We start from the raw sequence: 26,065 nt of genomic DNA, 5'->3' as shown, positions 1-26,065 counted from the left end.
TAACCTGGATGCGTTGCACGGCAGTCCGTATACGAGCTATAGACAATGGCGCTTAAAGCGGAAAAACCACGACCCGGGAGATGTAGATGAGCCGACTTGTTACGCTGTTGGCCGCGGCGCTGATCGCCCTAACCCTGTGCGCCTGCGACGACGGGGCGGACGACGGCGATCAGCTTCTGGAGCTTGACGACCTGGCCGCCGTAGCCCTGGTCGCGCCGCAGTCGGGCGACGGTGTGCTGCAAAGCGCGCTGGACGACGCGCTGCTGCTGCTCTCCGAAAGTCTGGCCGACAATGCGTCCCTATCCGATTCACTGCCCGCTGCCGACGGCTCGCGGCTGTGCGTGCTGATCGGCGAGCGCGCCGTTGATTTCGGCGTGTTCCGCCAAGACGAGATCGACGGCCTGAACCCCCAGGGATTCAGACTGCGCTCGGCAAATGTCGATGGCCGCCAGGTTGTGGGCGTGGCCGGTCCAACGTCGATCGGCACAGCCTACGGGCTCTACGAATTACTCGAACGCATCGGACTCAGATTTTTCCATCCCGAGCAATCGTACGTGCCGCCGGTCGATCTGCTCGCATGGCCGCCAACGTTGGACGAACAGCAATCGCCGAGCATGGAGCGCCGCGGTTTTCACATCCACACCATGCACCCGATCGAGGCGATCAGCTTCCTGCTTGGCACGGACGAGGCCGACCTGCCCTACGCCTTTCGCTGGATCGACTGGTGCGTGCGCAACAAGATCAACTACGTGCAGTGGGAACTGCTGCGCACCGTGGATTTCGATAACTGGCTGCCCCTGGCCGCACAGATCGCGGAGTACGCGCACCTGCGCGGCGTGAAGATCGGCATTGTCGTCGGCTTCGTGTTCAGCCAGCAGAAGTCGTACATGATCGTGCCGCGACCGCGGGAGCTGTGCGCGGATGAACTGCGTTCCAACATCGACGAGCTGATGCAGGTCCCCTGGGACCACATCAACATCGAGATGGGCGGCTCGGAGTTCGTCGAGGCCGACGACGAGTTGACCGTGGCCTGGATGGACCTCACTGCCGAGTATCTGGCGCAGCGCTGGCCCGGGACCGACGCCTCGGTCAAGGTCCACTGCAGCACCGGCCAGACCGCGGAGCACTACGGCGACATCAACTTCAACTTCCTCGCCAAGTTCGCCGACCCGCGCATGGGCGTCTACCCGCACACCGTGATGTTCTACGACCTCGAGGGCAAGGCCGATGTCTACGGCAACCAAGACTTCCTCTACATGCGCGACTTCCTGATCGAGACGATCGGCCAGCGGCCGGTCTACTACTACCCGGAAACCGCCTACTGGTGCACCTTTGACATCGACGTGCCGCTGTTCATGCCGCTCTACCTCTACACCCGTTGGAAAGATACGGTGCTGATCGCCGGGGCCAAGATCGACGGCCAGGTCGTTTTCACTACGGGCCACGAGTGGGGCTACTGGCTGCAGGACTGGGCCCTGGCGCGCTTTTCCTGGGACGCAAGCTTGGACTGGACCGACCCGCTGGTCGATTTGGGACAGATCTTCGGAACCCAGGCCGGAGTCGAGGTCGGTCAGGTGCTCACCGAGCTGATCAGCTATCAGCAGAGCACGCTGATCGACCGCGGGCTGATTCCCTACATCGCAGCCGAGGACGCCCTGGACGAACTGGGCTGGCTGGTCGGCATCCTGACCCATCCCAAACCGATCACCTTCCAAGAGCTGTACAACGCCGACCGGACGCAGCTCGCGGGATTTGAGCAGCAGATCCTCCCCGCCCTGATCGAGATGGCGCTGAGCTACGAGGCTTGGACCGAGCGGCTGGTGCAGCTGCGTACGCAAGTTCCCGAGCAGACCCTGCCCTGGCTGGAGGAGCTGATCGATTCGGTGCGGATCAACGCCTTGCGTTGCGCTCACAGCTACCGGCTCTACGCCGGCGTTTGCCAGATGCGCGGCGCGGAACTCGGGCTGGCCGACCACAGCGCCGATCAGGCCTACGTACACTTCGCCGAGGCCCGCGACGACATCAAATGGCAGGCCGCCGGTGTGGTGCGCAAACGCGAGGCCGCCTACCGCTACCCCTTCGAGTGGTCCAGCGGATGGGACGAGCCGGGCAACGTCACCAGCTATCCGTTCCGCTACATCTGGACCGTGCATCACGTGATCTTCTACACGCGGCGCGAGGCCCAGGCCATCGAACGCAACTTCGACCCGCTGTACATGAACTTCCACAGCCTGCTCCAGGAGATAATCTGAGAGCGAGCGGCGGAGCGTACCTATGGAGGTGAGATGCCGATTATTGCCAGGCTGACCAACTTCTTTCGACGGCTCTCCCTGAGCCTGCGGATCCAGCTCGACCAACGCTATCTGAGCGTGCGCCGGCCCAACACCGTCTGGCTGCCTTTGCGTGGCTCGCTGCCCGAGCACGAGATATTCCGTGCAGGGACGCTGGGGCTGCTGCCGCGACGGCGCACCCTGCTACGGCTGCTCAGCGCGCTGGCGAGCCTGGCCGACCAGAGCCGCGTTACCACTGTAGTGCTGACCATCGGCCGCCTGGGAGGCGGCCTGGCGCGGGTGCAAAACCTTGCGGACAACGTGCGCCGGATTCGCGAGAACAAGATCAAAGTCATCGCGCTGCTCGAGCACGGCGCGTCGATGCGCGAGTACCTGATCGCCTTGCAAGCCGACGAGATCGTGCTGCCGCCGGCCCAGACCCTCGAGCTTGTCGGCCTGCGCTCGGAATACCTGCTGGCGCGCGGACTGCTGGACAAGTTGGCCGTGGAGCCCGAGGTGCTTGCCGTGGGCAAGTACAAAAGCGCGGGCGAGATGCTCGAGCGCACGCAGCTCAGCGACGAGGCGCGCGAGATGGCCGAGCAACTGGTGGACGATACCTACGACGTGCTGTGTCGCACATTAGCTGAGCGCCGCGGGATCGACCTTGAACGCGCGGCCGAACTGCTGGGCAACGGTCCCTATCGTCCGCAGACCGCGTTGGAGTCCGGCCTGATCGACGCTGTGCTCTATCCCGACGAGCTGCGCTCCAGGCTCAAGGGCGAGGGTTCGCGCAACATACCCGCACCGCGGCTGCTCGCTGCGCTGCAGCGCCCGCGAGCCTTGCGCGCACTGGGCAGCAACCAACGGTTGGCGATCGTCTACGCCAGCGGACAGATACTCACCCGCTCGCCCGGCCCGCTGTCCGATCCGGCAATCACCCCCCGCGCCTTTGCCAAAATATTTAAAGCGCTGCGGCGCGATCGCAACGTGCGCGGCGTGGTACTGCGCGTGTCCTCCCCCGGCGGCAGCGCCACGGCCTCGGACATAATCTGGCGCGAGGCCCAACTGCTGGCCGAGAAAAAACCGCTGGTGGCCAGCTTCGGCGACGTAGCGGCCTCGGGCGGCTACTACATCGCCATGGGCGCGCGCAGGATCTTCGCCGAGCCCTCGTCGCTCACCGGCTCGATCGGCGTGGTCGGCGGAAAGCTCAACCTCAGCGGGCTATACCAAAAGCTGGGGATCAACAAGGAACTCATCACGCGCGGTGATAACGCCTGGCTCTACTCCGACTTCGTCGGACTCGACGAACGGTCCCGCGAAAAGTTGATGGAGCTGATGCGCGAAACCTACCGCGATTTCGTCGAAAAGGCGGCGCAGGGGCGCGGCATGCAGTACGAGCAAATCGACCAGCTGGCTCAAGGCCGGGTCTACACCGGCTCCCGAGCCCTTGAGGTCGGACTGGTCGACGAGCTCGGCGGACTCGATGACGCGGTGCGGCACCTCAAGGGTCTGTGCAACGTGCCCGAGGAGCAGCCGATCCTGATCCAGGAATTCCCGCGACCCAAGACGGTCAAAGAGATGCTGCGCTTATCGCGCGAGGACATGCGGCTCTCCGCGGACCTGCCCGAATTCGTGCGCCGCGCCCTGGCCCGGCTCTCGGTGTTCGAGCACGAGCCGGTGGCCACGCTGTGCCTGTTCGAGCCTCCAGAAGGGTAGGATTTGGGCCGCAGCAAAGCTCGCGAGCGGACCATAGCCTTGACCCGGCGACCCTTCCCGCGACTAAGGCTTTTGTATTGGGATAGGTTGGCTAATGCAGGCCGTGCTGGTCGCCCAGGGCCACGTCCGTGGCCAGCAGGTCCACATTCGCCAGCCATTCCAGGGCCGGGCCACAGTCCGGCTCGTCGCGACCAAAGCGGCACAGCGTAAGATTGCGGGCAGGATCGATCAACAGCAGCGCATCGTTAAACGGCCGCGCCTTATCTTCGCCCGGATAGTCAAAGGCACTCATCCACGAGTCGCCCTTTGCGCCGAGCAGGCCCAGCACGATCCGCGGCAGCTCGTACATCGCCACGTCGCCCAAGGCCTGGGGGCCGTCTCGGCCGTTGATCACGATCAAGGGCGTGGCGCTTAAGTTGTAGTAGTTCTGCGCGTCATAATCCTCGCGCTGTGCAGCCAACAACCCGGACGCGATGTACGGCGTCTGGCTCTTGCCCAAATACGGCAGATGATCGCCCAGCACTACGATCAGCGCTTCAGGATCGCGGCTGCGCAGCGCATCGATGTAATCAAAAACCTCGGCCGAGGTATAGCGGATCGAGTTGGCGTAGCGCTGTACCAGCGGATCATCCGCGCTCACCAGCGGCGGGCGCAGCGATTCGTTGAGCGGGTAGTCGTAGTGCCCGGTGATCGACAACACGTAGACCAGGCGCGGCGCTCCCGTCTCGCGTTCGAGAATCGCGTTCACCTGGCGTAGCAGCGAAGCGTCGGAAAGAAAGTCTCCGTTGAGGTCGTCGAACTCGAACGCCTCTTTGGCCAAATAGCGCTGGAACCCCAGACGCGGGTAGACGTTGAAGCGGTTCCAGAAGTCCGGGATGTTGGGGTGCAGGGCCAAAGTCTGGAACCCTTGGTCAGCCAGCAGTGCGGGCAAACAGGGCATGGAGTTGCGCACGCCGTTGGTAAACACGATCCGCTTGGAGTGGTAGGGCACGCCGCACAGCAGCTCGTACTCGGCGTTGGGCGTGCCGCCGAAGGCTGTTGAACTCAGCGCCCGCGAGCGTCCGCCGTTCTCCCACAGCTCGCGCAAGCGCGGATCAAGCGCATCCCCGCGCAGGCCCGAGGCGCAAAGCGCAGTCGGGTCCCAAAACGATTCGAGCAATAGCACGTACACGTTGCGGCGCTCGACCTGCGGGGTCGCAATCGGCCCGCGCCCCAGTGCGTCCAGCGTTGCGGCCACCTGTTGCGCGTCCGGGATTTGCGGCGCCTCGGCCAGACGCCGGGCGTACTCCTGAACAAAATGCACCACAGCCCCGCGTCGCCGAAAATTCTTCTCCTGGTTCCAGGGGATGTTTCCAAATGCGCTGTCCAGAGGGTCAAGAATCAATCGCGGCTGGTAATGCAGCACGGCCAGGGTCGTTGCCAACAACAGCAGCGCAATCGGCGATGCAATTTTGCGCGGTTTGAAGTTGACCACGAGCAGCAGACCCAAAGCGGCCAGCGGCGCCACAACCAGCACCAGGTTGCCGCCCTTCATGATCATCAGCAGCTCGTCGAACGCGGCCAGATCGTCGGGGCCCAGCGGTCCACCGAGGAAGCCGACCTTAATTGCGTTGCCGATCTGCACGATCGCCAGCAGCAGCGCCAGAGTCGGCACGAACAGCAGCGTGGTGCGCGCGAAGCTCATCAGCAAATAGGCCACAGCGAGCACAATCAGCGGATCGGGCAGCAGCAGCAGCGGCCGCACTTGCACGCCGAAGTACTCGACCGAGATCCAATTCAGCGTCAGGTAGAGCGCGAAGGTCCACAGCAGCGGCGTGATCCAGAACGCGGCGGCCGGTCGCGGACTGCGCTCCACGCGCAGAAAGTCGAGCGTGCGTTTCCAAAATTCGGGGAAACACAGCGCGTGCAGCAGCACCAGCGGCCAGCAGTAGAGAAGCAGATTGTGAAACAGCGAAAACAGCGACGCGGACAGCGGCAGGCGCAGCCATTGCAGCAGTACTCCCAGGCTCGCGGCCGCGATCAGTCCCCAAATCCAACGCGGCTTTGTGCGCAACCAGTAGGCAGATCGCGCGCGGTGGGTCAGAGCCCAGCATGCCAGCGCCAGGTACGCGATGCAGATTATGATGAACAACGCGTCCTGATATCCGAGGCTCGATGATTTTGCGAAAAGCCTCAGCCCCAGACCGTAGGCGCCGTCGACCAAACACAGCAGCAACGTAGCCAGCAGCAGATAGAGCATCCCGCTGCCGCCGCCTCGCCGTGCTTTACTTTGGGACATGGGACCGGCTTCGCTCTAGTCGTCCAGCGCCTCTTGGACCAGCCGCCGCAGCTCCAGCGGTTCTCCCACGCGCACAAACGCCGCCGGCGCGCCCAGCGGCGCGTCCACCACCGCGGAAGTGCGCCCCTCAAAGCGCTCGCCTGTCAGCAGGTGTTCCCACTGGCCCTGCGGGAACAGCACCTGCACCCAATCCTCACCCTTGCGCACCACCGGCGCGAACAGCAGGTCGTTGCCGATCATCCACTGCTCGTGGGCAATATACGAACCGCTCCAGTCGGGGTCGACCAGACAGGTGTGACGCAGCATCGGCAGTCCGCGTTGCACTGCCTCGTCCGCAAGCTGCATGAAGTACGGCAGCAGCGCGCCGTGGATGCGGGCCATGCGCGAGAAGTGTTGGAGAGTCTGGGCGTCGCTGTCGAAGCTGTGGTTCTCTTCCTTGAGCAGACCGTCGTGGGTACGCATCACCGGGGTGAACGCGCCCAGCTCGGTCCAGCGCAGGAACAGCTCCTTGGTGCGCGGGCCGCCGGAGAAGCCGCCGATGTCGTGGGTAAAGAACGGCACGCCGCTCAGGCCGAGGCTCAGCCCGGCCCTGACAACCGTGGGCAGGCCGTCCTTTTCGTTCCAGTCGGCCTCCTGGTCGCCGGCCCAAACCACCTGGGCCACCTGATGTTCGTAGGTGTAGCCGCTGCGGGTGAGCATCAGCCAGTCGCCCTCAGGGTATGCGGCCTGGAGCACCTCGCGGTTGATGCGGTGCCACTGGGTCGCGTACTGGTTGTGATACGAGGGCGCAAAGCCGCCGGCGAGCTGCGCGTCATAGGGCAGCCACTCGCCGAAGTCGCACATCCAGCCCGCCTGCCCCATCTGGGCCGCAGCCTGGGCGTAGCCCTGGAAGTATTCGATAGCTAGCGGGTTGGACACGTCGAGCAGACTGCCGCTGAAAACGCTGATCAGGAATTTGTAGGGCCGTCCGGTGTTGCGACGGATCAGATAGTTCAGTTCGGCCATCTCTTGGTAGTGCTCGTAGGCCGGCACCACGAACGGATTGAAGTAGCCCAGAAAGCGTATGTCGTGGTCGCGCAGGTCGGAGATCAACAGGTTCAGCTCGGGGTAGAGTTCCTGATCTTGGGTCCAGTGGTACTTCACGCCGTAGTTCCCCAATCCGAAATGGCGAATACCGACCCAGTCTTGGACCCACATTGCACTGAGCGGCACCTTGGCGTCGATGGCGGTCTGCGCACGGCGGCGCACGTTGTCCTCGCCGCCCTGGGCCGCGAGTAGCACTCCGGAGAACGCCCAGTCCGGCGGCGTTTGGCTCGGCCTACCGACCTCGGCGGTGAGCTGAGCCACCACGTCGATCGGCTGCGGCCCGGGCAGCAGCAGGAATGAGGCGCGTTCGCCGTTCCAGACCTCGACGCTCCATTGCGTCGGGTCGGACTGGCCCAGGTCGAAGTACGAGTACTCGCTGTTCTCGAGCAGGAAGCCAAGCCCGGCCGCCGGATCGATGAAGTACGGCATCGGAAAATAGCTGTCGGTCAGGTCGCCGGTGAACGGCAGCAGCGGGTCCTCGTCGCGACCCAGCCCCTGCTCCGAAACCCAGATCGGTACGGACCGGCCGCGGAAGTCGATGAAGTTGTACTGCTCGCCAAAGCCCCAGAACATGTCGTCGGGCTCAGCCTCGCACAGCAGCTTGATCGAGGAGCCGACGTAATCCTGGGCAAGCTCGACGATCACCCGCAGGTCGCCCTGGGCCGTCCACTCAAAGTTCAGCGCTCCGGCTTGCGTCTCGCCGTCGAGCAACACGATCTCGTCATCGCCCTGGGCCAGGGTCAGCTCGACTGAAGTTTCACCGGCCTTGCGGTGATCGAACAGTCCGAAGAGCATCGAGACGTCGGGCGCGAAACGGTGGCGCTCGGCGCCAAGCAGCCGCAGCATCTCGCGCTCGCCGCAGCTGATGCTCAGCGCGCCGTCGTCCTCAAGAGCCCAGCTCCACGAGCAGGAGGCCGCGGCCAGGTTCGGCCCGTCGGCGCCCTCAGTGCTCCCGTCGCCTTGGCAACCCGCGATCAGTAGCAAACAGGCGGCCAGTACGGCCAGCAGCGCGTGAGTTCTGTAATCCATCGGCCCCCTCCTCCGCCGTCCGTTGGACGAAAATATCGGGTCGGCGTCAAACCGTGATCGTTTTAACGACCGCAGTTTAACCCGACGGACGGTCTCAGAGAAGGGCGTGCGCGCCGCAATCTAGCGGCGGCTTGGAGATGATCCGTTGGATTGCTCCATCTGGCCGAACCCGGTAACCACGTAGGTGCCCGAGCGCGAGTCCGTATGGAGCTTGATCAGGTTGTTCTCCCGGGCGTCCTCGAGCAGGTCCTGGAAGCTACGGTAGCCGTGGTAGGTCTCGTTGAAGCTCGGTCGTTTGCGCTTCATCGTATCTTTGACCATCGAGCTGTAGAGCACGTCCTTGTTCTCGCGCACCAGGGCGATCACCGCCTCGAGCAGCAGCTGGAAGGCCTCCTGCTTCTTCTTGGGCAACGCCGGGTCGATCTTGGGCGCGGCGATCTGCGGCATCATCAGGTCGTCGTAGTAGATGAACTCATCGCAGTTGCCCACCAGCAGGTCGGAACTCGATTCCTTCATGCCCAGACCGATGACGTGTTTGCCGTTCTCTTTGAGCTTGCTCACCAGCGGCGAGAAGTCGCTGTCGCCCGAGACGATGACGAAGGTGTCCACGTGCTCCTTGGAGTAGCACAGGTCCATCGCGTCCACGCACAGCCGGATGTCGGCCGAGTTCTTGCCGGTCATCGAGCGCCGCGGGATCTCGATCAGCTCGATCGCCGCCTCGTGCAGCTCCCGCTTGTAGCTGGCATAGCGCGACCAGTCAGCGTAAGCCTTCTTGACTATGATCTTGCCCTTGTCCACCAGGCGCTCGAGAACCTTCTGGATCTCGAACTGTTTGCCGTTGCGGTTCTTAAAACCCAGGGCGAGATTCTCGAAATCGATGAAGACCGCCAGATCGCGTTCTCGTTCAGACACTTAAATATCCTCCAGCCGGTTCACGCGAATTATATCAGCGCGATCGGCGTACGGGTAAATTGAACTGTTTTTATTTATCGCTGAATTTCACTATCCGCGCAAAGTCATCGGGATCGAGGCTCGCCCCGCCGACCAGCGCGCCGTCCACGTCGGGCCGGGCCATCAGTTCGTCGACGTTGTCGGGCTTGACCGATCCGCCGTAGATGATGCGCAGGTCCTCGGCGCCGGAGTAGCCGTAGGTCTCGGCGACCATGTTGCGAATGTGTCCGTGGACCTGCTGGACCTGCTCAGGCGTGGCGGTCACGCCGGTGCCGATGGCCCAGATCGGCTCGTAGGCAATGACGATCTCGCTCACGCGCTCGCCGATGCCTGCCAGCCCGGTCTTAACCTGGTTCTCAATGGTCTTCAGCGTCTCGTCGGCCTCGCGCTGGTCCAGCGTCTCGCCGATGCAGTAGATCGGCGTCAGGTCGTGCTGCAGCGTCAGCCTGATCTTCTTGTTGCACGAGCCGTTGGACTCGCCGAAATAGCGGCGGCGCTCGGAGTGGCCGATGATCACGAACCGGCATCCCAGGTCGCCGAGCATCAGCGGGCTGACCTCGCCGGTGTACGCGCCCTCGGCCTCGCCTGCGCAGTTCTGCGCGCCGTAGGCCACCGGGCCGCCGCTGAGCAACTGCGCCACCGCCGGCAGCGCAGTGAACGGCGGCATGATCGCCACCTGACGCTCCGATACGTCTCGGATCAGCGGCACGAAGCGCTCGATAAATTCGCGAGTCTGGCCGATTGTCTTGTTCATCTTCCAGTTGCCCGCGAGCAGCGGCTGTCTCATTGCATTCCCCTTAAACCTGGTTTTTTACTTAGTCCAGGTTAGCTCTCCAGCGCGACGATGCCCGGGAGCCGCTTGCCCTCGAGCAGCTCGAGGCTCGCGCCTCCGCCGGTGGAAATGTGACTGATCTTGTCGGCGACCCCCGCGATCTTGACCGCGGCCACCGAGTCGCCACCGCCGATCACGCTGGTGGCGTCGGCGTCGGCCACCGCCTTGGCCACGGCCATCGTGCCGCGGCTGAACTGTTCGATCTCGAACACGCCCATCGGCCCGTTCCAGACTATCGTCCGCGCCCGGGCGATCACCGCGCAGAAATTCTCGATGGTCCGCGGGCCGATGTCCAGGCCGCGCCAACCCGGCCCGATGTCGTCGTTGTCGGCCAGACGCGAGTCGGCCTGCGCCGAGACCTCGCGCGCCACCACGTGATCCACGGGCAGCAGCAACCCGGTCCCCTCGATCCTGGCCAGGCGTATAATCCGCGTGGCATCCTCGATCCGCTCGCGCTCGACCAAGCTTTCGCCGCAGTCGAAACCCTGGGCCGTGAGGAAGGTGTAGGCCATGCCGCCGCCGATCAGCACCGAGTCGACGCGCTTGAGCAGGTTCTCGATCACTCCGATCTTGTCCGAGACCTTGGCCCCGCCGAGCACTGCGATAAAAGGCGAGATCGGCTTGTCCAGCACGCGGCTGAAGTAGTTCATCTCCTTGCGCAACAGAAAGCCCGCCGCCTTCTCGGAGACGAAATGTGTGATCCGATCGATCGAGGCGTGCGCGCGGTGCGAGGCGCCGAAAGCGTCGTTGACGTAGACGTCGCACATATCGGCCAGCGAGCGGGCGAAGGCCTCGTCGTTCTTGGTCTCGCCGGGGTGAAAGCGCAGGTTCTCCAGCAGCAGCACCTGGCCCGGTTTAAGCTGGCCGGCCACGACCTTGACCCCGTCGCTGGCCACGTCGGGCGCCATGATTACCTCACGGTCGAGCAGCTGGTTGAGCCGCTCAGCCACCGGCATCATGCTGTACTTCTCGACGCGCTGGCCCCTGGGACGCCCCAAATGGCTGGCCAGCACAACCAGGCCGCCCTTGTTCAGCACGTATTTGATCGTGGGCAGCACAGCGCGGATGCGCGTGTCGTCGGTGATCTGTCCCTGGTCGTCCAGCGGCACGTTGAGATCCGCGCGGATGAATACCCGTTTTTCCTCGAGCTCTAACTCGTCGACGTATTTAATAGCCATCTATGCGCTCCCGTGCGCAGTCGGCAGGCGAATATACGAGGGCCCTGGACAGGGTTCCGCATGCGCCGCCGGGGTGTGTACTTAGTTGCTGATGTAGGCGATCAGATCGGCCAGTCGGCAGGAGTAGCCCCACTCGTTATCGTACCAGGCCAGCACCTTGACCATCCGCCCGCCGATCACCATCGTGTTCTCTGCGTCGAAAATCGAGCTGTGCGGATCCTGCATGAAGTCCACCGAGACCAGCGGCTCATCACTGTAACGAACGTAGGGCTTGAGAGCGCCCTGGGCCGCCTGCGCAATCGCGCCGTTGATCTGCTCGGCGCTCGTCGCCCTGGAGCTGATGATATTCAGGTCAACCAGCGAGACGTTGGGAGTGGGCACACGGATTGCGATGCCGTTGAGTTTGCCCTCGAGCTGCGGCAGCACCAGGGCCACGGCCTTGGCCGCGCCGGTGGTCGTCGGGATCATCGAAACCGCGGCCGCGCGGGCGCGGCGCAGATCCTTGTGCGGAAAATCGAGAAGCCGCTGATCATTGGTATAGCTGTGGATCGTGGTCATCAGGCCGTGCTCGATGCCCACCGTCTCGTCGAGCACCTTGGCGATCGGCGCCAGACAGTTGGTCGTGCACGAGGCGTTGCTGATGATGAAGTGCTTCTCAGGATCGTAGTCGCCCTCGTTGACGCCCATTACGAAGGTCCCGTCGATGTCCTTGCCCGGAGCGCTGATCACCACGCGCTTGGCGCCGGCCGCGATATGCTTGCCCGCGGTCTCACCGCTGCGGAACAGGCCCGTGGCCTCAAGCACGATCTCGACGCCCAGCTCGGCCCACGGCAGCTGCGCCGGGTCCCTGGTCGCCATCACCTTGATCGGCTTGCCGTTGATTATGATCGCATCGGATTCGACCTCGATGGTTCCGTTGAACGGACCCATCACGCTGTCGTACTTGAACAGGTGGCCCAAGGTCTTGGGGTCGGTCAGGTCGTTGATCGCGACACAATCGATGTCGTCCCGGCCGCCGATTGCGCGCAGGAAACTGCGGCCAATACGGCCGAAACCATTAATCCCAATCTTCACTGCCATTACTTCCTCCATATGGCTAGACGCCGCACGCGATGAATTGTCTTATGAGGCTGTTGGGTGTCTCAAGATGTAAACAGGTACTTGTGCGGCCTCTTCAAGAGCTGAGTTGTTAAAGTACATCAAATACTTCGTGCTCGGTCAAGGGGCTCTACAGGTCCTGGGGCGTTTCCTCCGCCTGCCGCAGGGCCTGGTTGGGGATAGTATCCGGCGCGTGCGCAATGCGCCAGGGCATGATCGTCTCCTCGATTTGCCTGTCACGGCCGATGGTGCGGTCCAGCGCCACCGCGCTGAACACGAAGTGATCGCGGCCCATGATCGCGCCGAGCTGTTCGGCTGCCGTGCTACGCTGCGCGAGCAGCCGCCCATAGCGCTCGTGTTGCTCCGGTCTTTGGGCGAGAAAATCGTCGATCGACCCTTGGCCCGCGTCGCGCTCAATGCGCAGCAGCTCGCGGTTGGCCTCATCAAAGCTTTGCCGCAGCCGCTTGCCCTGGGTACCGTCGAGCAATTCCCGCGACGCGCCGCCCTCGCTCTTTGTGGGCAGCAGAAACACGTCGAGCCGCGCCAGGTGGGTGTTGCCGCTACCGGCGCTGATTACCGGCAGGCCATGCAGCGCAGTGTTCAACGGCGGGTCCCCTGATGCTGAATGGCCGGACAGGGCCAGGTTGATCCCAGGTACATCGCGCGCCACGGTCTCAAGCTGCGCCGGATCGAGGTGCGTCAGGGCTATTATCAGATCCACGCCTCGGTTGCGCAGGTCGTGGACCGCCTTGCGTCCGGCAGTCACCGGATCGCTGACGCTCAGACCCTCGTAGAGCACGGCCGGGGTCTGTGCAAACAGCGTGGGCGAGACCAGTCCGAACACCCCGAGTTTTATTTCACCGCGGTTGATCACCACAAACGCGTCGAGGGCCGGGCTGCCCGCTTCCTGGACCAGGTTGGCCGCGAGAAACGGAAAGCTCGCACTGGAGCGCAGTGCGCTGAACTGCTCCCAGCCCGCGGCCATGTCGATCTCGCCGGGCACGTAGGCGTCCAGGCCGCTGAGGTTTAAAAGCTCGATGATCAGCGCTGCGCGATCGAGATCGGCCCGCCGACGTTTATCGTCGCGGGGCAGCGCCGCTGCGCTGAACAGCAGGTCGCCCGCGTCGAGCACCACCGGGTCGATGCCCGACTGACGCGTGAGTTGCAAATAGGTGCCGCGGCGGCCGAAGCCGCCCAGAGACCGGCCCTGGTCGTCTTGCGGATCGAGGATCGCGCGTACGCTGCCGGCGCTAAGAATTATCAAGTGCTCCGAGCCCGCAGCCATCTGCGGCAACGCAGTGGGTTGCCCAGGCTGCGTCGAGGGGCAACCGCAGATCCCAACGGCGATCAGCAGCGCGCATAAGAACCCCTGCAACGGCGAAATACGATGCCCGGCAGATGATTGCATCGATCGATAATCCTCCGACTCAGTGCGGATCCGGAGCTTTGGTGCCCAGGGTGTTGCCGCCGGTCGAGTAGTCCGAGCTCCACTTGAGCTCATAGGCGTCGATCAACGCCTGAACCATCGCATCCTCGGTCACGGATTTACCAAGGTTGATGGTGCCCACGGCGAAGTTCGACTGGTTCGGATCAAGCTGCTCGAGCATTTGCGTGTACTTCTCGCGGCTCTCCTTGACCCGGCGGTAACGCGCTAGCTTGCGCTGGTCGTTCTCAAAGAACTCCTCCGGATCCTCGCCTGAGGTCTGCTCCATAATCCGCTTGTAGTCGCGGTCGTAACGCTCGAAGCTGCGTTTGGCCACGTCGTATTCGCGGGAGTCGCGCAGGTCGAAGTTGCCGTTGACCACGTTCAGATCAAGGCGCGACAGACTCTTGCCCCGCGATATGCCCTGCATCACGTAAGTGTCGTCCATGCGACGCGCGCGGCTGGAGTATCCGACCACGTGGTTGCCTGCAATCACGAATTTGACCTGCGGAAACAGCTCGCAGAAGCGCTCGATCTCGGCCTTGTCCATCTCGGAGAGCAGCAACATCACGTCGCACTTGCCCTCGAGCTCACGCACGATCGGGCGCGCGGCCTCAAGCGGATCTCCGACCTTGAGGTCGATCATCAGGTCCATTCGCTCGCTGAAGATCGATTTGCCGGCCAGTCCGAAGATCCCGACCCGTACGCCGTTGCGCTCGAGCACCACGTAGCGCTTGTCGCCAAACGGCTTGCCGTCGGGATAGCTCAAATTGGCCGCGAGGAACGGCACCTTCCCCTGGTCGCGAAAACCCTCGAGCAGCTTCAGGCCGCCGAGAAAATCCATCGATCCGGGGCAGAACGCGTCGAGTCCGATGGCGCTCGTCGCGGCCCAGATCATCTGGGCCCGGGCCAGGGACTTGTCGCGATTTTCTGTCATCGCCCTACTGGACTTGAACAGCAGGTTTCCCGCGTCCAGGACGATCGGGTTCACTCCCTGCGATTTTAGTTCGTTAATCCGCGTTGCTTTTCTGGCAAGACCGCCAGAAGGATTACCCTTTCAACCGCAGGGGCCGTATTCGGCCGTGACGAACGAGGTAAAGACGATCGCCACGCCCTTGCTCGACTTGGGCGTCTGCGTCCCTGCCTGGGGTCCGCCGCAGCTCAGCGCGAACAGCGTCGCGGTGAAAACCAACATCAGCTGAATCAGCCAGTTGCGTTTCATTGATCTTCCTTAATCTTCGAGGGCTCGGGGAGATTCCCGAGCAGCCGGCCCAGATCATGCCATTTTATTCCCGGCCAGTATGGCGTGAGCAGCACACTCACCGGCTTTTGCGAGCGCACTGCAAACAGCTCCGCCTCGAGCTCCCACCCGGGCAGCGGCCTGAAGGCAGCCTGGTCCACGAGTTGCAGCTCGATCGCCAGACGTCCGGGGCGCTCGATCCGCGAGACGCCCAGCTCGATAATTCGTCGCATTAGACTAAAGGTCTGCTGGCCCGTCAAGGTCAGTTCCGCCTGCATCCGTCGGTGGTGCAAGCTGATCAGCAGGTAGTCGGCTTCGGACTGGACAGCCCGGCCAAAATCGTGCCCCAGGCGTGCCTTGGCCCTCTGGGGATCGATCAGGCAAGAGCGGTCGAGCTCGAGGATCAATCCGCATCGAGGGTTGTTGCGCCGCGCCGCAGCGTGCAGTCTCGTGGCGATCTGCATCAGCCGTCGCGACTTGAGCTCGGCGAAACGGCCGAAGGCTTCGGAATAGCGCCCCACGTGGATTCGGCCATAGGCGTCGTGGCTTTGATCGAGAAAACACGAGCCCGGTTCGAGCTGCTCGCCGTAGGCCTCGTTGTAGGCGGCCAGGCCCGCCGGGCCGAATCCCTCGAGCTCGGCGATCCGCCAATCGTCGGCCAGCAGCACGCCGTCGACTCCCGTGGCCCCCAGATCCTCGTACATTCCCTCCAGTAGCTGCAACGCGCGCTCGCTGAAAGGGTCGAGCCGCTGGCCGCGCATCAGCTTGCCCGACTCCAGGTCGAAGCGTACGTCGGCGACACCGGGCTCGGCGCTGACCAGCCAACGGCTGTCCAGGGTGCTCATTCGGGCAAAGATGCGCAGGCCGTACTTGTGGCAGATCTGCACCAGCCGCGTGGTCAGGTCGCCAACCAGCGGCGCGTTGCGTGCGGGAAAGTACAGCCCGCCGCGCTCCGCAGGAGCGAACAGTGCGTGGCCCTCCGCTCCGGGCTGTAGACTCACATCGAGCACCACCGCGTTGAATCCGGCGCGCCACAGCTCGAGCAGCCGGGCCTCGAGGGTCGGCCAGTCGCGGGCCCGAATTCGCTCCAGCCGCACCGCGTTAAGCTGCTCCAGAACGCCGGGAACAATGGGCGGGGCCAAATCCGAGCGGCCCAGGCTGCTCTCGATGGCCTCGATTCGCAGCTCGCTGGCCCGGCGGTTGGCGCCCAGCGGATAGTGCGCCACATAGGCGCGGAATCCCTCGAGCGCGCCGCCGAGGTCGCCGAGGCGATAGCGGCACTCCGCGGCCTTGAACGTGGCGTCGGGGGCAAAGGCCGCTGCCGGCGTGGTCGCAACCAGCGCGGCCTCAAGCTGATCCAGGCTCCCCTGCCACTGCTCGAGGTGGAACAGCTCCACTCCCTGCAGGTACAGCGCCTGCGGATCGTCAGCCGCGAAAGCAGCTGAGAACAACAGTGCCGCGACGATAGTCGCCGCCAGTGCGCAGGCGCGAATAGACATTAAAATCGATTATCCCGCAGGATTGCTAAAACGTATAGGCTGGCGGCGTTTGAGCGCCCGGGGGCACGGTGACGTAAAACGCCTCCTGGGCGCTGCCCAGCTTGATCCCGCGCCGCCGAGAGATCAGCAGCAAAAGCAGGCCCACGCTAAAGACGAAGAAGCCGATGAACTGGCTGGTCGAGAACAGCCCCACCGCCCCGCGCACCATGTCGCCGCGGAAGTACTCGATGATGAAGCGGTTGAAGGCGTAGATCATCAGCAGCAGGCCGGCCAGCTCGCCGTGGGCGCGCTGCCACTTGCGCCGCCACAACAGCAGTACGCCGAAGATCATCAGCCCGTTGAGCGACTCGTAGAGTTGAGTGGGATGGACCGCCTGGTAAATCCCGTACTCGCGCACCGACCAGTGCCAGCGATCGAAATCGGGCAGATAGGGGAAGTGTACGCCGATCAGCGGCGAGAGGTCGACGCTACGGCCAAACACGGTGAACGGCTCCACCGGACGGCCGTAGCAGCAGCCGTTGAGAAAGCAGCCGAACGCGCGGTGGATCGCCAGACCCAGGCCGACCCAGGGGGCCAACAGGTCTAAAACCGGCAGTTGCCGCCTGCGGGCGTAGACCCGCAAGTAGAGAATCGCCGCCAGAAAGCTTCCGAGGAACCCGCCGTAGAAAACCAGGCCGCCTTGCCAGAACTTGGAGTTGTAAAGGTATTGGGCCAGGTAGGTCGTGTTGGCGCCCAAATCGCCGCCGAACACCACCACCCCGCGCTGCCAGATCGGGGTAAACGAATCGACCGTGTTTTCCCACACGTCCTCGAACTGGGTGATCAGGTAGAGCAGCCGACCGCCGATCAAGGTGGCGACCACGATCCAGAAGCAGGTATTGAGCACCACCAGCGGCTCCATCCGCCGCTGTTTGGCCTGACGCATGACCGCATAGATGCAGACGATGAACGCCGTGGCCATGGCTACGCCGTAAGAACGCAGCTCATAATTTATCGCGTCGATGTGCAGCAGTATGGGGTGCACAGTTCCGTCCTTTCCGAAGTTCGCGGAGTTTAACACCGCGGCAACGAGGTTTCCAGCCAGCTTGACGCACCGCGCTGATCTGTTATCCTCAGACACCTTTTTTGCGGCCGACACACAGCCGGTCATAAGGGAAAGTATGTTCGAGAGCCTGCAAGATAAGCTCGGCGACGTCTTTAAACGTCTCAAGGGCCACGGAAAGCTCTCCGAGAAGAACATCCAGGACGCCTTGAAAGAGGTGCGGATGTCGCTGCTCGAGGCCGACGTGAACTTCCGCGTTGTGCGCGAGTTCATCGACCTCGTGCGCGAACGCGCCCTGGGCCAGGAGGTGATGGGCAGCCTCACCCCGGGCCAGCAGTTCGTCAAGATCGTCAACGAGGAGCTGACCGCCCTGATGGGCAGCCGCGCCAGCGAGATCAACCTCGCCGGACGGCCGCCGGTATCGATAATGCTCGTAGGTTTGCAGGGCTCTGGTAAAACGACCTCGATCGGCAAGCTGGGCAAGCACCTCAAGCAAAAGGGGCGCAACCCGTTCCTGGTGCCCGCCGACGTCTACCGTCCGGCCGCCATCGACCAGCTCAAAGCCCTCGCCGACCAGCTGGGCCTGCCGATCTGGGATTCCAAGACCAGCGACGATCCGGTCAAAATCTGCAAGCAGGCCCACGATTACGCCGAACACAACGGGTTCGACGTGCTGCTGATCGACACCGCGGGCCGACTGCAGATCGACGAACAGATGATGAACGAGGTCGTCCGCATTAAAAAGGCGGTCGACCCCAAAGAAATCTTGTTCGTCGCCGACTCGATGACCGGCCAGGACGCGGTCAACGTTGCCAAGGAATTCAACGAGCGGCTCGAGATCACCGGCGTGGTGCTGACTAAGATGGACGGCGACGCCCGCGGCGGCGCGGCGCTGTCGATCAAGTCGGTCACGGGCAAGCCGGTGAAGTTCGTCGGCGTGGGCGAGAAGCTCGACGCGCTGGAGGTGTTCCACCCCGAACGCATGGCCGGGCGGATCCTCGACATGGGCGACGTGATGACGCTCATCGAGCGCGCCGAACAGTCGATGGACGAGGAAAAGGCCCGCGAGCTCGAGCGCAAGCTGCGCAAGAACGAGTTCACCCTCGAGGACTTCCGCGACCAGCTGGTGCAACTGCGCCAGATGGGCGGAATCGGACAGCTGATGTCGATGCTGCCCGGCGTGGGCAAGATGAAAAAAGCAATGAAGGATTTCGAGCCCGACGAGCGCGAGCTGATCAAGATCGAGGCGATCATCAATTCGATGACTCCCCACGAACGACGCCAGCATCAGATCCTCAACGGCAGTCGGCGCAAGCGCATCGCGCGCGGCTCGGGAACCACGATCCAAGACGTAAACGCACTGATCAAAAAGTACGCCCAGGCCAAGAAGATGATCCAAAAAATGAGCAAGGCCTCGGGTGGCAAGGGGTTCGGGGGTATGATCCCCGGACTTGGATGACACAACAGGAGCGAGATAAATGGCGGTTAAAATCAGGTTGAAACGCGTAGGCGGCAAGCATGAGCCGCACTACCGCATCGTGGCCGCGGAGCGCCTTTCCAAGCGCGACGGCAAAGAGCTGGAAATCCTCGGCAGCTACAATCCCAGGCAGGTCGAAGAGAAGGACAAGGTCCGCCTCAAAACCGACCGCGTCAGCTACTGGCTGCAGCAGGGGGCGAAACCGACCCAAACTGTGGCTGTTTTACTGCGCAAGGCCGGGATGCTGAAAAAGCCCGCGGCCGAGGCCAGCAACTAGCACGCTATCCCGCCCGTGGTCTATCGGCTGCGGGCGGGGCGATGACATTATGAAACAATTAATTGAATATCTGGCAAAGGCGCTGGTCGACAATCCCAACGACGTACAGGTCAGCGACGTAGACAGCGAACGCACGCTGGTTCTCGAGCTGCGAGTCGCGCCGGACGACCTGGGCAAAGTCATCGGCAAGAACGGCCGCACGGCCCGCGCGATGCGCACGATTCTTTCAGCCGCAAGCACCAAGTCGGGCAAGCGTTCAGTGCTCGACATTCTCGAATAGGCGCCCTAATGCCCGAGCGCGGCAGGGGTTCCGGGCTAATCCCCCTAGGCCGCCTGACCAAGACGGTCGGCCTGCGCGGAGAGCTGCGGCTCAAGCTGTACAACCCGCAATCCGAGCATATCGACTCGTTGCGCGCGGTCTACGTCGTGGAACAAGGCGGCGAGGTGAAGCGCGAACTACAACGCGTGCTCCCGCTCAAGGGCGCGATGGTGCGGGTCCAGCTGGCGCAGATCGACTCGCTCCAGCGCGCCCAAGAGCTGATCGGCTGCGAGGTGCTGATGCACCGCGACGACGCCCCGGCCGACGACGAGGACCGGCACTACTGGCAAGACTTGGTCGGTCTGCAGGTCGTCGAGCACGACGGCCGGACGTTGGGCAAGGTGACCGACCTGTTAGAGACCGGGGCCAACGACGTGCTGGTAGTGCGCGACGCGCAGGGGCGCGAGCTGCTGCTGCCCAACATCCCTCAGGTGGTGCTCGAGGTGCTGCCCGAGCAGGGTCTGATCCGCGTGCGGCTGCTGCCCGGCCTGCTCGAGGACGACGAGGCCTGAACCGGTGCGCATTGACGTGCTGACAATCTTCCCCGAAATGTTCGACGGCTTTCTGCGCGAGGGAATCATCCGCCGCGCCCAGCAGAGCGGAATCCTCGACATCCGCATCCACGACCTGCGCGCCTATACCGTTGACCGCCACCGCACCACCGACGACTACCCGTTCGGCGGCGGGCCGGGGATGGTGATGAAGGTCGAGCCGATCGCCCGCGCCCTGCGCAAGATCCGCGGCCGCCGCAAGGGGCTGTCCACCGCCCTACTTTCGGCTCAGGGCCGAACCCTGGACCAGAACCTGGCCCGCGAACTATCCGCACAACGCGGGCTGGTCTTGATCTGCGGCCGCTACGAGGGGGTCGACGAGCGGGTGGCCGAGGGGTACTGCGATTTCGAGCTGTCGATCGGCGACTACGTGCTCACCGGCGGCGAGCCCGCGGCAATGGTGGTGATCGACGCTGTGGGTCGGCTGGTCCCGGGCGTGCTTGGCAACGCCGAGTCCCTGGCGACCGAAAGTTTCCCCGAGCAACTGGAATATCAGCAGTACACCAGACCGCGGATTTACGCCGGACGCGGCGTTCCCGAGGTGCTGCTCTCGGGCGATCATCGGCGCATCGCAGCCTGGCGCCGCGAGCAAAGCAGGCTGCGAACCGCTAAAAGACGGCCCGACCTCTTGCACGAAACGAAAAAATGAGTATCATTTCTGCCCTCACCCCCTAGCGCGCTCGTTCGGTTCGAACACGCGGCGCAGGGGAATACGAACATAAATTACAGGAGGCGATGATGGACCCCATAATCGTCTACGAAAAATCCGAAGAGACAGCCCAGCATCCGACATTTGCCCCGGGCGACACCGTTCGCGTTCACGCCAAGATCAGAGAAGGCGAAAAAGAGCGGATCCAGGTTTTCGAGGGCGTAGTAATCCGCATCAAGCACGGCCGCAACCGCGCGACCTTCACCGTACGCAAGGTCAGTTTCGGCATCGGCGTGGAGCGCATCTTCCCCGTTCACAGCCCGACGATCGACAAGGTCGAGCTGGTGCGCCACGGGGCCGTGCGCCGCGCCAAGCTCTACTACCTGCGCGATCGCCGCGGCAAAGCCGCCCGCATCAAAGAGAAGCGCTTTAAATAATCTTCGACAAAATTACCAATCCAAGGCCGCGCCTGCGATCGGGCGCGGCTTTTTTTCGGGTGAGCCTGATTAGAATCTGACGGCGGCGGCCAGGGCCAGGAACAGCGCCACGGCCAGCGCGTGCAGCACGAACCAGCCGACCTTGGGCCAGAAGATCTTGCTCAGCATCTAACCCTCCCCGCCCAGAACGATCACGCCCAGGGCGTAGACCGCTGCGATGGCGACCAGGTGGATCAGCCACCAGACCGGCCGCAGGAAACGCCACCACTTGGGTCGCCTGGCCTGCGCGTTCCAGGCGCGTCCGGCGCGAAAGTCCAGCTCAGCCTCAAACAGCAGCTGGCCCAGAGCCCATTTGGTTATCAGGATCAGCGAATCGGCCAAAGTGTTGCGCCCGGTGGCCAGCCAGAAGTGGCTCATACTGACAATGCCGACGATGGAGGTCATGCCGTTGAGCAACTGCGCCCAGGCGCTACGCCGCAAGCCGAACAGCAGCGGCACCACCAACACCGATAGCAACAGCGAGACAATCGGAATCAGGTAGGTGTAGAGCAGGCCCTGGTCGTAGGGGAAGTGAAGGCCAATGTGTAATATCGATCCGGCCAGGCCCAGGCAGACCAGTCCGGCGATCGTCAACGCGCGCATCCTGCCGCCGACCGTCATAGGCGCCTCCACTCCAATTTTCTTTGCACACTACATCGGGTCCGGATGTTAATCCGTGGCCTCGATCACGCGCTGATATCCCTGGTAGAGCAGGCCGCGTTCAACACCGACGTCGACGATCTCCCAGGGGAACGGCTCGTCCGCCTTGCGCGGCCTTCCGGTGTGCTCGTCGATCTTTCCGCCCCAGGCGCGCAACGCGGCGCTGATTCCCTTTTCGCCGCTATGCAGCAACGGATACAGATCGCGATCACCGCGCGCCAGCAGCGATTGAACCTGCGAGAGGCGCGCCGACTCCGCGCTGACCGAGATCCCGCGCTCATGGCGCAACAGTTCGCGCACGCGCCGGACCATGGCCGCATGTTCTTTAGGGTGCGCATATGGGTGCCATTGCAGTTCGGTGTGCGGCTTGGGCACGAACGGCGTCAGGCCGACCAGCACGCGCAGCCTGTTGCCCGCAACGCCCCGAATCCGCCGCGCGAGCGCGGCCACGGCCTCGACATCGGCCGCGGTCTGGGTCGGCAGTCCGCTCATGAAGTACAGCTTGACCCGTTTGATGCCCGCCGCGGCGATCTGTTCGGCCTCGGCCACAAACACCTCGTCATCGATGCGTTTGCCCATCAGGCCGCGCAGCCGCTCGCTGCCGGCCTCGGGCGCCAGGGCCACCTGCTGCAATCCCGAGCGCGCCAGATCGGCGTATTGTTCAGGGCCAAACGACCCGGCCCTGATCGAGCTCAGGCTCACGCGGTGGCCCTCGTCGGCCAGCTCGCGAATCAGCTCGGCGATCTGCGGGTGGTCGCTGACCGCGGTGCCCTGCAAGCCGATCTCACGGCCTGGTATAAGTCGGCGATCGATCACCTCGCGCAGCCGCGCCATGGGCTGGAAGCGCACCGGACGATAGATCCGGCCCGCAACGCAGAACCGGCAACCGCGGCCGCAGCCACGGCCGACCTCGACGATCAACGCGTCGCCGAACTGCGATGTCCCTGCGCCCGCGGGCGAGACCGGCACCTCCTCCGGCGCTGCCTCGCAACGCAAATAACGCACGCGCCGCAACAGGCCGGGCTCGGGCAAGTGCCCGCGTAGCGGATCCCAACGATAGAAGCGCGGCACGTAGATTCCCGGTAGGTCGGCCAGCTCGCGCAACCAGCGTGCGCGCTCGATGCGGTCCGGGCCCTGGGCCAGAAACGGACCAAGCTTTGGCAGCAGCGCCTCGGCCTCGCCCAAGGCAAAGGCGTCGACGATTTGCGCCAACGGCTCGGGGTTGATCGCCGCGGCGATCCCTCCGGCGATAACGTAGGGCGCTCCGGCGGGCCGTGCTTGGGCCAGCGGCTCGACCCCGCCCGCGCGCAGCATGCCGACCACGTTCAAGTGGTCGAGTTCGAAGCTTTGCGAGAACGCCACCAGGTCGAACTCGCTCAGCGGCGACCCGCTCTCCAGGCTCAATGTGCGGCCGTTATCCGGGTCGAGCACCGCGCTCTCGCAGCTTACTCCGGGCAGCCGATCGAGCAGCTCGCGCACCCAGGTGAACCCCAGGTTGGTCATGGCGATCTGGCGTTTGTTGGGGTAGACTAAAACCGTTTTACAGGCTGAGCCCGCCGTTGCGCGGCGCGCCCTTACCCCTGACACCCCGGACCGACCACTACGCTGTTTACGGGCCTTTGACACGAACGCATTGTACCCCATCGCAGGCGGATCCAGGGCCCGGAGTGCGCATCGATCGGAGGAACAGATGGCAAGCACTGAGTCAATGAAGGCCATCGTCAAACCCGAGCCCGGACCGGGCCTGGAGCTGCAACAACGGCCGATTCCCCAACCCGGCTCCAAGGACGTGCTGGTCGAGGTGCTGGCCGCGAGCATCTGTGGCACGGACCTGCACATCTACAACTGGGACCAGTGGTCGGCCGGTCGGATCAAGCCGCCGCGGATCGTCGGCCACGAGCTGGCCGGTCGCGTGATCGAGGTCGGCGCCAAGGTGACCAACGTCGCGGTGGGAGACATGGTCTCGGCCGAGACGCATTGGACCTGCGGCAAATGCGATCAGTGCCGGCGCAACCAGGCCCACTACTGCCCCAACACCAAGATCCTCGGCGTGGACTTCGACGGCTGTTTCGCCAAGTACGTTTCATTCCCGGCCAAGTGCGCCTGGAAAAATCCGCCAGGCATGTCGCCGGAGATCGCCTGCCTGCAAGAGCCCCTGGGCAACGCGGTCTACGCGGCCACCGAACACGAGCTGACCGGCAGAATCGTCGCGGTCACGGGCCTTGGTCCCTTCGGCCTATTCGCCGTGGCCATCGCCAAAGTGATGGGCGCCAGCCACGTGATCGGTATCGAGCCCAACGCCTTCCGCGCGCAGCTGGGGTATCGCATGGGCGCCGACGAGGTGCTCAACCCCAAGCAAGACTCGACGGTCGAGCGCTTCCGCGAGATCACCGGCGGCCACATGGCCGACGTACTGCTCGAGATGAGCGGCAACCCCAACGCGATCCGCATCGGCTTCGAGCTGCTGGCCTACGGCGGATCGGTCAGCCTGTTCGGATTGCCGCCGGGACCGGTGCAGATCGACCTTGCCGACGCGGTGATCTTCCGCGGCGCAAAGATCTACGGCATCTCCGGCCGCAAGATCTTCGACACCTGGTTCCAGGCCTCACGCCTGCTCAACTCGGGTCGCCTCGATATTCGGCCGGTGATCACCCACCAGCTGCCGATGAGCCGTTTCGAGGAGGGGCTGCGGCTGATGTCCGAGGGGCAGTCGGGTAAGGTTGTCCTAATCCCTGACTTCTAATCGGTCGGCGCGCCCGGTTCGAGCAGGCCCTGGGTCGTAATGAACTCGGCCAACGTAATGGCGATAAAGAAGCTGCCCGCGGCCGAGGGGTGCACATCGTCCCAGAACAGGTCGAGCACGGTCACGTTGTTTTGCTCAGCCTGCTGCTGCAGCGGGCCCAGCAGGTCGATGGCCGGCACTGAGCGCTGCGCCGCAAATGCGAGCATCCGCTGCTGAGGTTGGGTCAGGCCCTGTGGGTCCATAAACTGAAACTTGTAGGGAAACAGCGCGATCATCAGCTTGACCTTGTGCTCGCGGCACAGCTCGACGATCCCGTCCACGTTCTCCAACGTAATCCGCCAGGCCTCGTCGAACTCCGGCGAGCGCCCCCCGCGGGCCAGCTTGAGCACCGACTCGGTCTGGAGCAGCGAGGCCCCGCGTTGCACGTCGCTTCCCAGGCGCAGCCGCGCGCTGAGCTGTCGGCCGAAATAAAATATCGCCGAGGCCGCGCACAGCCTGTCGGTGATCCGCCTGTACAGCGGGGGGACCTGCACGGCCTCGCGCTCGCCGCCGAAGCGGCGCAGGGTGAACTTCTCCACCAGATCGTTGAGCACAAAGCACAGCACCACGCAGTCCGGGTCGAAACGCAGCCCCTCGCGCCGAAGGTAGATCAGCTCCTGCCACGGCGAGTAGCCCTCGACCCCGGCGTTTAAATATTCCAACGACGTATAGCCGCGCTGCTTGAGCATCTGGGTGGTCACGTACGCGAATGTGTAGCGTTCGCCGGGCAAGCCCGATCCGAATGCCACCGAATCTCCGAGGAACATGATCCGCTGAACGCCCGCTGGTTTGGCGTAGTCGATCTCCGGGTTGCGCAACCCCTTGCTGTTGAGCTGGACCACGCCCCGTTGGCGCTGCACGCGAACGTCGGACTTATTGCGCCAGCCCAGTTCCGAATCGTGCTGGGTGATCGCCCGGTAGTAGTGCGCCTTGGAGAACGGTCGCAACGTCAGCTCGGATGCGCAAAGCGGCAGCAGCAGAGCCACGAGGAACAGCACCAGGTTGCTGCGACGACGCTGAGCCTTACGGTCGTCGAGCTTGTCGATGCGCGGCGCGGATAGGCGCGCTGCGAGCAACGCCAACAGCCCGAGCAGCGCGAACCATAGTCGGCTGTCGGCCAGCGCTCCCTGGCGCGCTTTGCCCGGCAGATCCGCACTCAACATTCCGAGCAGAGTCGGGCCGTAGACCAGCGCGCACAGCAGCAGCAAACATCCGGCGGCCGTGAGCACGAT

At 63.7% G+C, this 26,065-nt stretch carries 23 protein-coding genes; 9 read left to right on the top strand and 14 right to left on the bottom strand.

Features of this window, described 5'->3' with window-relative positions:
* Window positions 1–86: 86 nt before the first annotated feature.
* A complete protein-coding gene (locus P9M14_12325) occupies window positions 87–2,252 on the top strand; it encodes a hypothetical protein (protein ID MDP8256527.1) in 2,166 nt (721 codons plus the stop codon).
* 33 nt (window positions 2,253–2,285) lie between these two features.
* Complete coding sequence (gene sppA, locus P9M14_12320; GenBank protein MDP8256526.1) at window positions 2,286–3,986, top strand: signal peptide peptidase SppA; 1,701 nt, start codon at window positions 2,286–2,288, stop codon at window positions 3,984–3,986.
* A 91-nt stretch (window positions 3,987–4,077) separates the two neighbouring features.
* Here the strand turns inward: sppA and P9M14_12315 are convergent, their stop codons facing one another.
* From P9M14_12315 to P9M14_12265, 11 genes are all read right to left on the bottom strand, one after another.
* Entirely contained in the window at window positions 4,078–6,264 is a 2,187-nt protein-coding gene (locus P9M14_12315) for an LTA synthase family protein (GenBank protein MDP8256525.1), read from the bottom strand.
* 15 nt (window positions 6,265–6,279) lie between these two features.
* Complete coding sequence (locus P9M14_12310) at window positions 6,280–8,379, bottom strand: glycoside hydrolase family 31 protein (protein ID MDP8256524.1); 2,100 nt, start codon at window positions 8,377–8,379, stop codon at window positions 6,280–6,282.
* A 120-nt stretch (window positions 8,380–8,499) separates the two neighbouring features.
* On the bottom strand, window positions 8,500–9,291 hold the full coding sequence (locus P9M14_12305) for an NYN domain-containing protein (GenBank protein MDP8256523.1): 792 nt from the start codon (window positions 9,289–9,291) through the stop codon (window positions 8,500–8,502).
* Between the two features lie 70 nt (window positions 9,292–9,361).
* Window positions 9,362–10,117 (bottom strand): triose-phosphate isomerase, encoded by a 756-nt coding sequence (gene tpiA / locus P9M14_12300; GenBank protein MDP8256522.1) that lies wholly within the window; start codon window positions 10,115–10,117, stop codon window positions 9,362–9,364.
* Between the two features lie 38 nt (window positions 10,118–10,155).
* On the bottom strand, window positions 10,156–11,340 hold the full coding sequence (locus P9M14_12295) for a phosphoglycerate kinase (GenBank protein ID MDP8256521.1): 1,185 nt from the start codon (window positions 11,338–11,340) through the stop codon (window positions 10,156–10,158).
* 81 nt (window positions 11,341–11,421) lie between these two features.
* Window positions 11,422–12,420, bottom strand: coding sequence for a type I glyceraldehyde-3-phosphate dehydrogenase (gap, locus tag P9M14_12290; protein MDP8256520.1), 999 nt, complete (start codon window positions 12,418–12,420; stop codon window positions 11,422–11,424).
* Window positions 12,421–12,568: 148 nt separating this feature from the next.
* A complete protein-coding gene (locus P9M14_12285) occupies window positions 12,569–13,846 on the bottom strand; it encodes a hypothetical protein (GenBank protein ID MDP8256519.1) in 1,278 nt (425 codons plus the stop codon).
* A gap of 19 nt (window positions 13,847–13,865) precedes the next feature.
* Window positions 13,866–14,852: a hypothetical protein gene (locus P9M14_12280; protein MDP8256518.1), complete on the bottom strand. Its 987-nt coding sequence runs from the start codon at window positions 14,850–14,852 to the stop codon at window positions 13,866–13,868.
* A 66-nt stretch (window positions 14,853–14,918) separates the two neighbouring features.
* Complete coding sequence (locus tag P9M14_12275) at window positions 14,919–15,083, bottom strand: hypothetical protein (GenBank protein MDP8256517.1); 165 nt, start codon at window positions 15,081–15,083, stop codon at window positions 14,919–14,921.
* Complete coding sequence (locus P9M14_12270; GenBank protein ID MDP8256516.1) at window positions 15,080–16,600, bottom strand: poly-beta-1,6-N-acetyl-D-glucosamine N-deacetylase PgaB; 1,521 nt, start codon at window positions 16,598–16,600, stop codon at window positions 15,080–15,082. Before P9M14_12270 ends, P9M14_12275 begins: the two co-directional genes overlap by 4 nt.
* A 25-nt stretch (window positions 16,601–16,625) precedes the next feature.
* On the bottom strand, window positions 16,626–17,624 hold the full coding sequence (locus P9M14_12265) for a prolipoprotein diacylglyceryl transferase (protein MDP8256515.1): 999 nt from the start codon (window positions 17,622–17,624) through the stop codon (window positions 16,626–16,628).
* Window positions 17,625–17,760: 136 nt separating this feature from the next.
* Between P9M14_12265 and ffh the strand changes: the two genes are divergently transcribed.
* The 6 genes from ffh (at window position 17,761) to rplS (ending at window position 21,352) form a co-directional block, all read left to right on the top strand.
* Entirely contained in the window at window positions 17,761–19,101 is a 1,341-nt protein-coding gene (gene ffh / locus P9M14_12260) for a signal recognition particle protein (protein MDP8256514.1), read from the top strand.
* Between the two features lie 19 nt (window positions 19,102–19,120).
* The gene (gene rpsP / locus P9M14_12255) at window positions 19,121–19,396 is read left to right on the top strand and encodes a 30S ribosomal protein S16 (protein ID MDP8256513.1); all 276 of its coding nucleotides are present in this window, start codon (window positions 19,121–19,123) and stop codon (window positions 19,394–19,396) included.
* 49 nt (window positions 19,397–19,445) lie between these two features.
* On the top strand, window positions 19,446–19,676 hold the full coding sequence (locus P9M14_12250; GenBank protein MDP8256512.1) for a KH domain-containing protein: 231 nt from the start codon (window positions 19,446–19,448) through the stop codon (window positions 19,674–19,676).
* An 8-nt stretch (window positions 19,677–19,684) separates the two neighbouring features.
* Window positions 19,685–20,227, top strand: a complete 543-nt coding sequence (rimM, locus tag P9M14_12245; GenBank protein MDP8256511.1) for a ribosome maturation factor RimM — start codon at window positions 19,685–19,687, stop codon at window positions 20,225–20,227.
* Window positions 20,228–20,231: 4 nt separating this feature from the next.
* On the top strand, window positions 20,232–20,915 hold the full coding sequence (gene trmD / locus P9M14_12240; protein MDP8256510.1) for a tRNA (guanosine(37)-N1)-methyltransferase TrmD: 684 nt from the start codon (window positions 20,232–20,234) through the stop codon (window positions 20,913–20,915).
* An 89-nt stretch (window positions 20,916–21,004) separates the two neighbouring features.
* On the top strand, window positions 21,005–21,352 hold the full coding sequence (gene rplS / locus P9M14_12235) for a 50S ribosomal protein L19 (GenBank protein MDP8256509.1): 348 nt from the start codon (window positions 21,005–21,007) through the stop codon (window positions 21,350–21,352).
* Between the two features lie 168 nt (window positions 21,353–21,520).
* Here the strand turns inward: rplS and P9M14_12230 are convergent, their stop codons facing one another.
* Complete coding sequence (locus P9M14_12230; GenBank protein ID MDP8256508.1) at window positions 21,521–22,012, bottom strand: hypothetical protein; 492 nt, start codon at window positions 22,010–22,012, stop codon at window positions 21,521–21,523.
* A gap of 48 nt (window positions 22,013–22,060) precedes the next feature.
* Window positions 22,061–23,638 carry a radical SAM protein gene (locus tag P9M14_12225; GenBank protein MDP8256507.1) on the bottom strand — a complete coding sequence of 526 codons (1,578 nt, stop codon included), beginning with the start codon at window positions 23,636–23,638 and terminating at the stop codon, window positions 22,061–22,063.
* A 103-nt stretch (window positions 23,639–23,741) separates the two neighbouring features.
* Between P9M14_12225 and tdh the strand changes: the two genes are divergently transcribed.
* On the top strand, window positions 23,742–24,794 hold the full coding sequence (gene tdh, locus P9M14_12220) for an L-threonine 3-dehydrogenase (GenBank protein ID MDP8256506.1): 1,053 nt from the start codon (window positions 23,742–23,744) through the stop codon (window positions 24,792–24,794).
* Here tdh and P9M14_12215 read toward each other — a convergent pair.
* Window positions 24,791–26,065: SGNH/GDSL hydrolase family protein (locus P9M14_12215; GenBank protein MDP8256505.1), on the bottom strand; the 1,275-nt coding region annotated here is incomplete at its 5' end. The two genes, tdh and P9M14_12215, sit on opposite strands and share 4 nt — an antisense overlap.

Source organism: Candidatus Alcyoniella australis, from assembly GCA_030765605.1.
In the GTDB taxonomy this organism is placed as follows: domain Bacteria; phylum Lernaellota; class Lernaellaia; order JAVCCG01; family Alcyoniellaceae; genus Alcyoniella; species Alcyoniella australis.
This window is presented reverse-complemented; position numbering and strand designations above follow the sequence as displayed.

What these genes read in the sequence shown, in the direction of transcription:
- P9M14_12230 (MDP8256508.1), bottom strand. Translation starts at nt 22,012, where the DNA reads ATGACGGTCGGCGGCAGGATGCGCGCGTTGACGATCGCCGGACTGGTC.
- tpiA (MDP8256522.1), bottom strand. Translation starts at nt 10,117, where the DNA reads ATGAGACAGCCGCTGCTCGCGGGCAACTGGAAGATGAACAAGACAATC.
- gap (MDP8256520.1), bottom strand. Translation starts at nt 12,420, where the DNA reads ATGGCAGTGAAGATTGGGATTAATGGTTTCGGCCGTATTGGCCGCAGT.
- P9M14_12285 (MDP8256519.1), bottom strand. Translation starts at nt 13,846, where the DNA reads ATGCAATCATCTGCCGGGCATCGTATTTCGCCGTTGCAGGGGTTCTTA.
- sppA (MDP8256526.1), top strand. Translation starts at nt 2,286, where the DNA reads ATGCCGATTATTGCCAGGCTGACCAACTTCTTTCGACGGCTCTCCCTG.
- P9M14_12310 (MDP8256524.1), bottom strand. Translation starts at nt 8,379, where the DNA reads ATGGATTACAGAACTCACGCGCTGCTGGCCGTACTGGCCGCCTGTTTG.
- P9M14_12270 (MDP8256516.1), bottom strand. Translation starts at nt 16,600, where the DNA reads ATGTCTATTCGCGCCTGCGCACTGGCGGCGACTATCGTCGCGGCACTG.
- rimM (MDP8256511.1), top strand. Translation starts at nt 19,685, where the DNA reads ATGCCCGAGCGCGGCAGGGGTTCCGGGCTAATCCCCCTAGGCCGCCTG.
- P9M14_12325 (MDP8256527.1), top strand. Translation starts at nt 87, where the DNA reads ATGAGCCGACTTGTTACGCTGTTGGCCGCGGCGCTGATCGCCCTAACC.
- P9M14_12275 (MDP8256517.1), bottom strand. Translation starts at nt 15,083, where the DNA reads ATGAAACGCAACTGGCTGATTCAGCTGATGTTGGTTTTCACCGCGACG.
- P9M14_12295 (MDP8256521.1), bottom strand. Translation starts at nt 11,340, where the DNA reads ATGGCTATTAAATACGTCGACGAGTTAGAGCTCGAGGAAAAACGGGTA.
- P9M14_12315 (MDP8256525.1), bottom strand. Translation starts at nt 6,264, where the DNA reads ATGTCCCAAAGTAAAGCACGGCGAGGCGGCGGCAGCGGGATGCTCTAT.
- rplS (MDP8256509.1), top strand. Translation starts at nt 21,005, where the DNA reads ATGGACCCCATAATCGTCTACGAAAAATCCGAAGAGACAGCCCAGCAT.
- rpsP (MDP8256513.1), top strand. Translation starts at nt 19,121, where the DNA reads ATGGCGGTTAAAATCAGGTTGAAACGCGTAGGCGGCAAGCATGAGCCG.
- P9M14_12250 (MDP8256512.1), top strand. Translation starts at nt 19,446, where the DNA reads ATGAAACAATTAATTGAATATCTGGCAAAGGCGCTGGTCGACAATCCC.
- ffh (MDP8256514.1), top strand. Translation starts at nt 17,761, where the DNA reads ATGTTCGAGAGCCTGCAAGATAAGCTCGGCGACGTCTTTAAACGTCTC.
- tdh (MDP8256506.1), top strand. Translation starts at nt 23,742, where the DNA reads ATGGCAAGCACTGAGTCAATGAAGGCCATCGTCAAACCCGAGCCCGGA.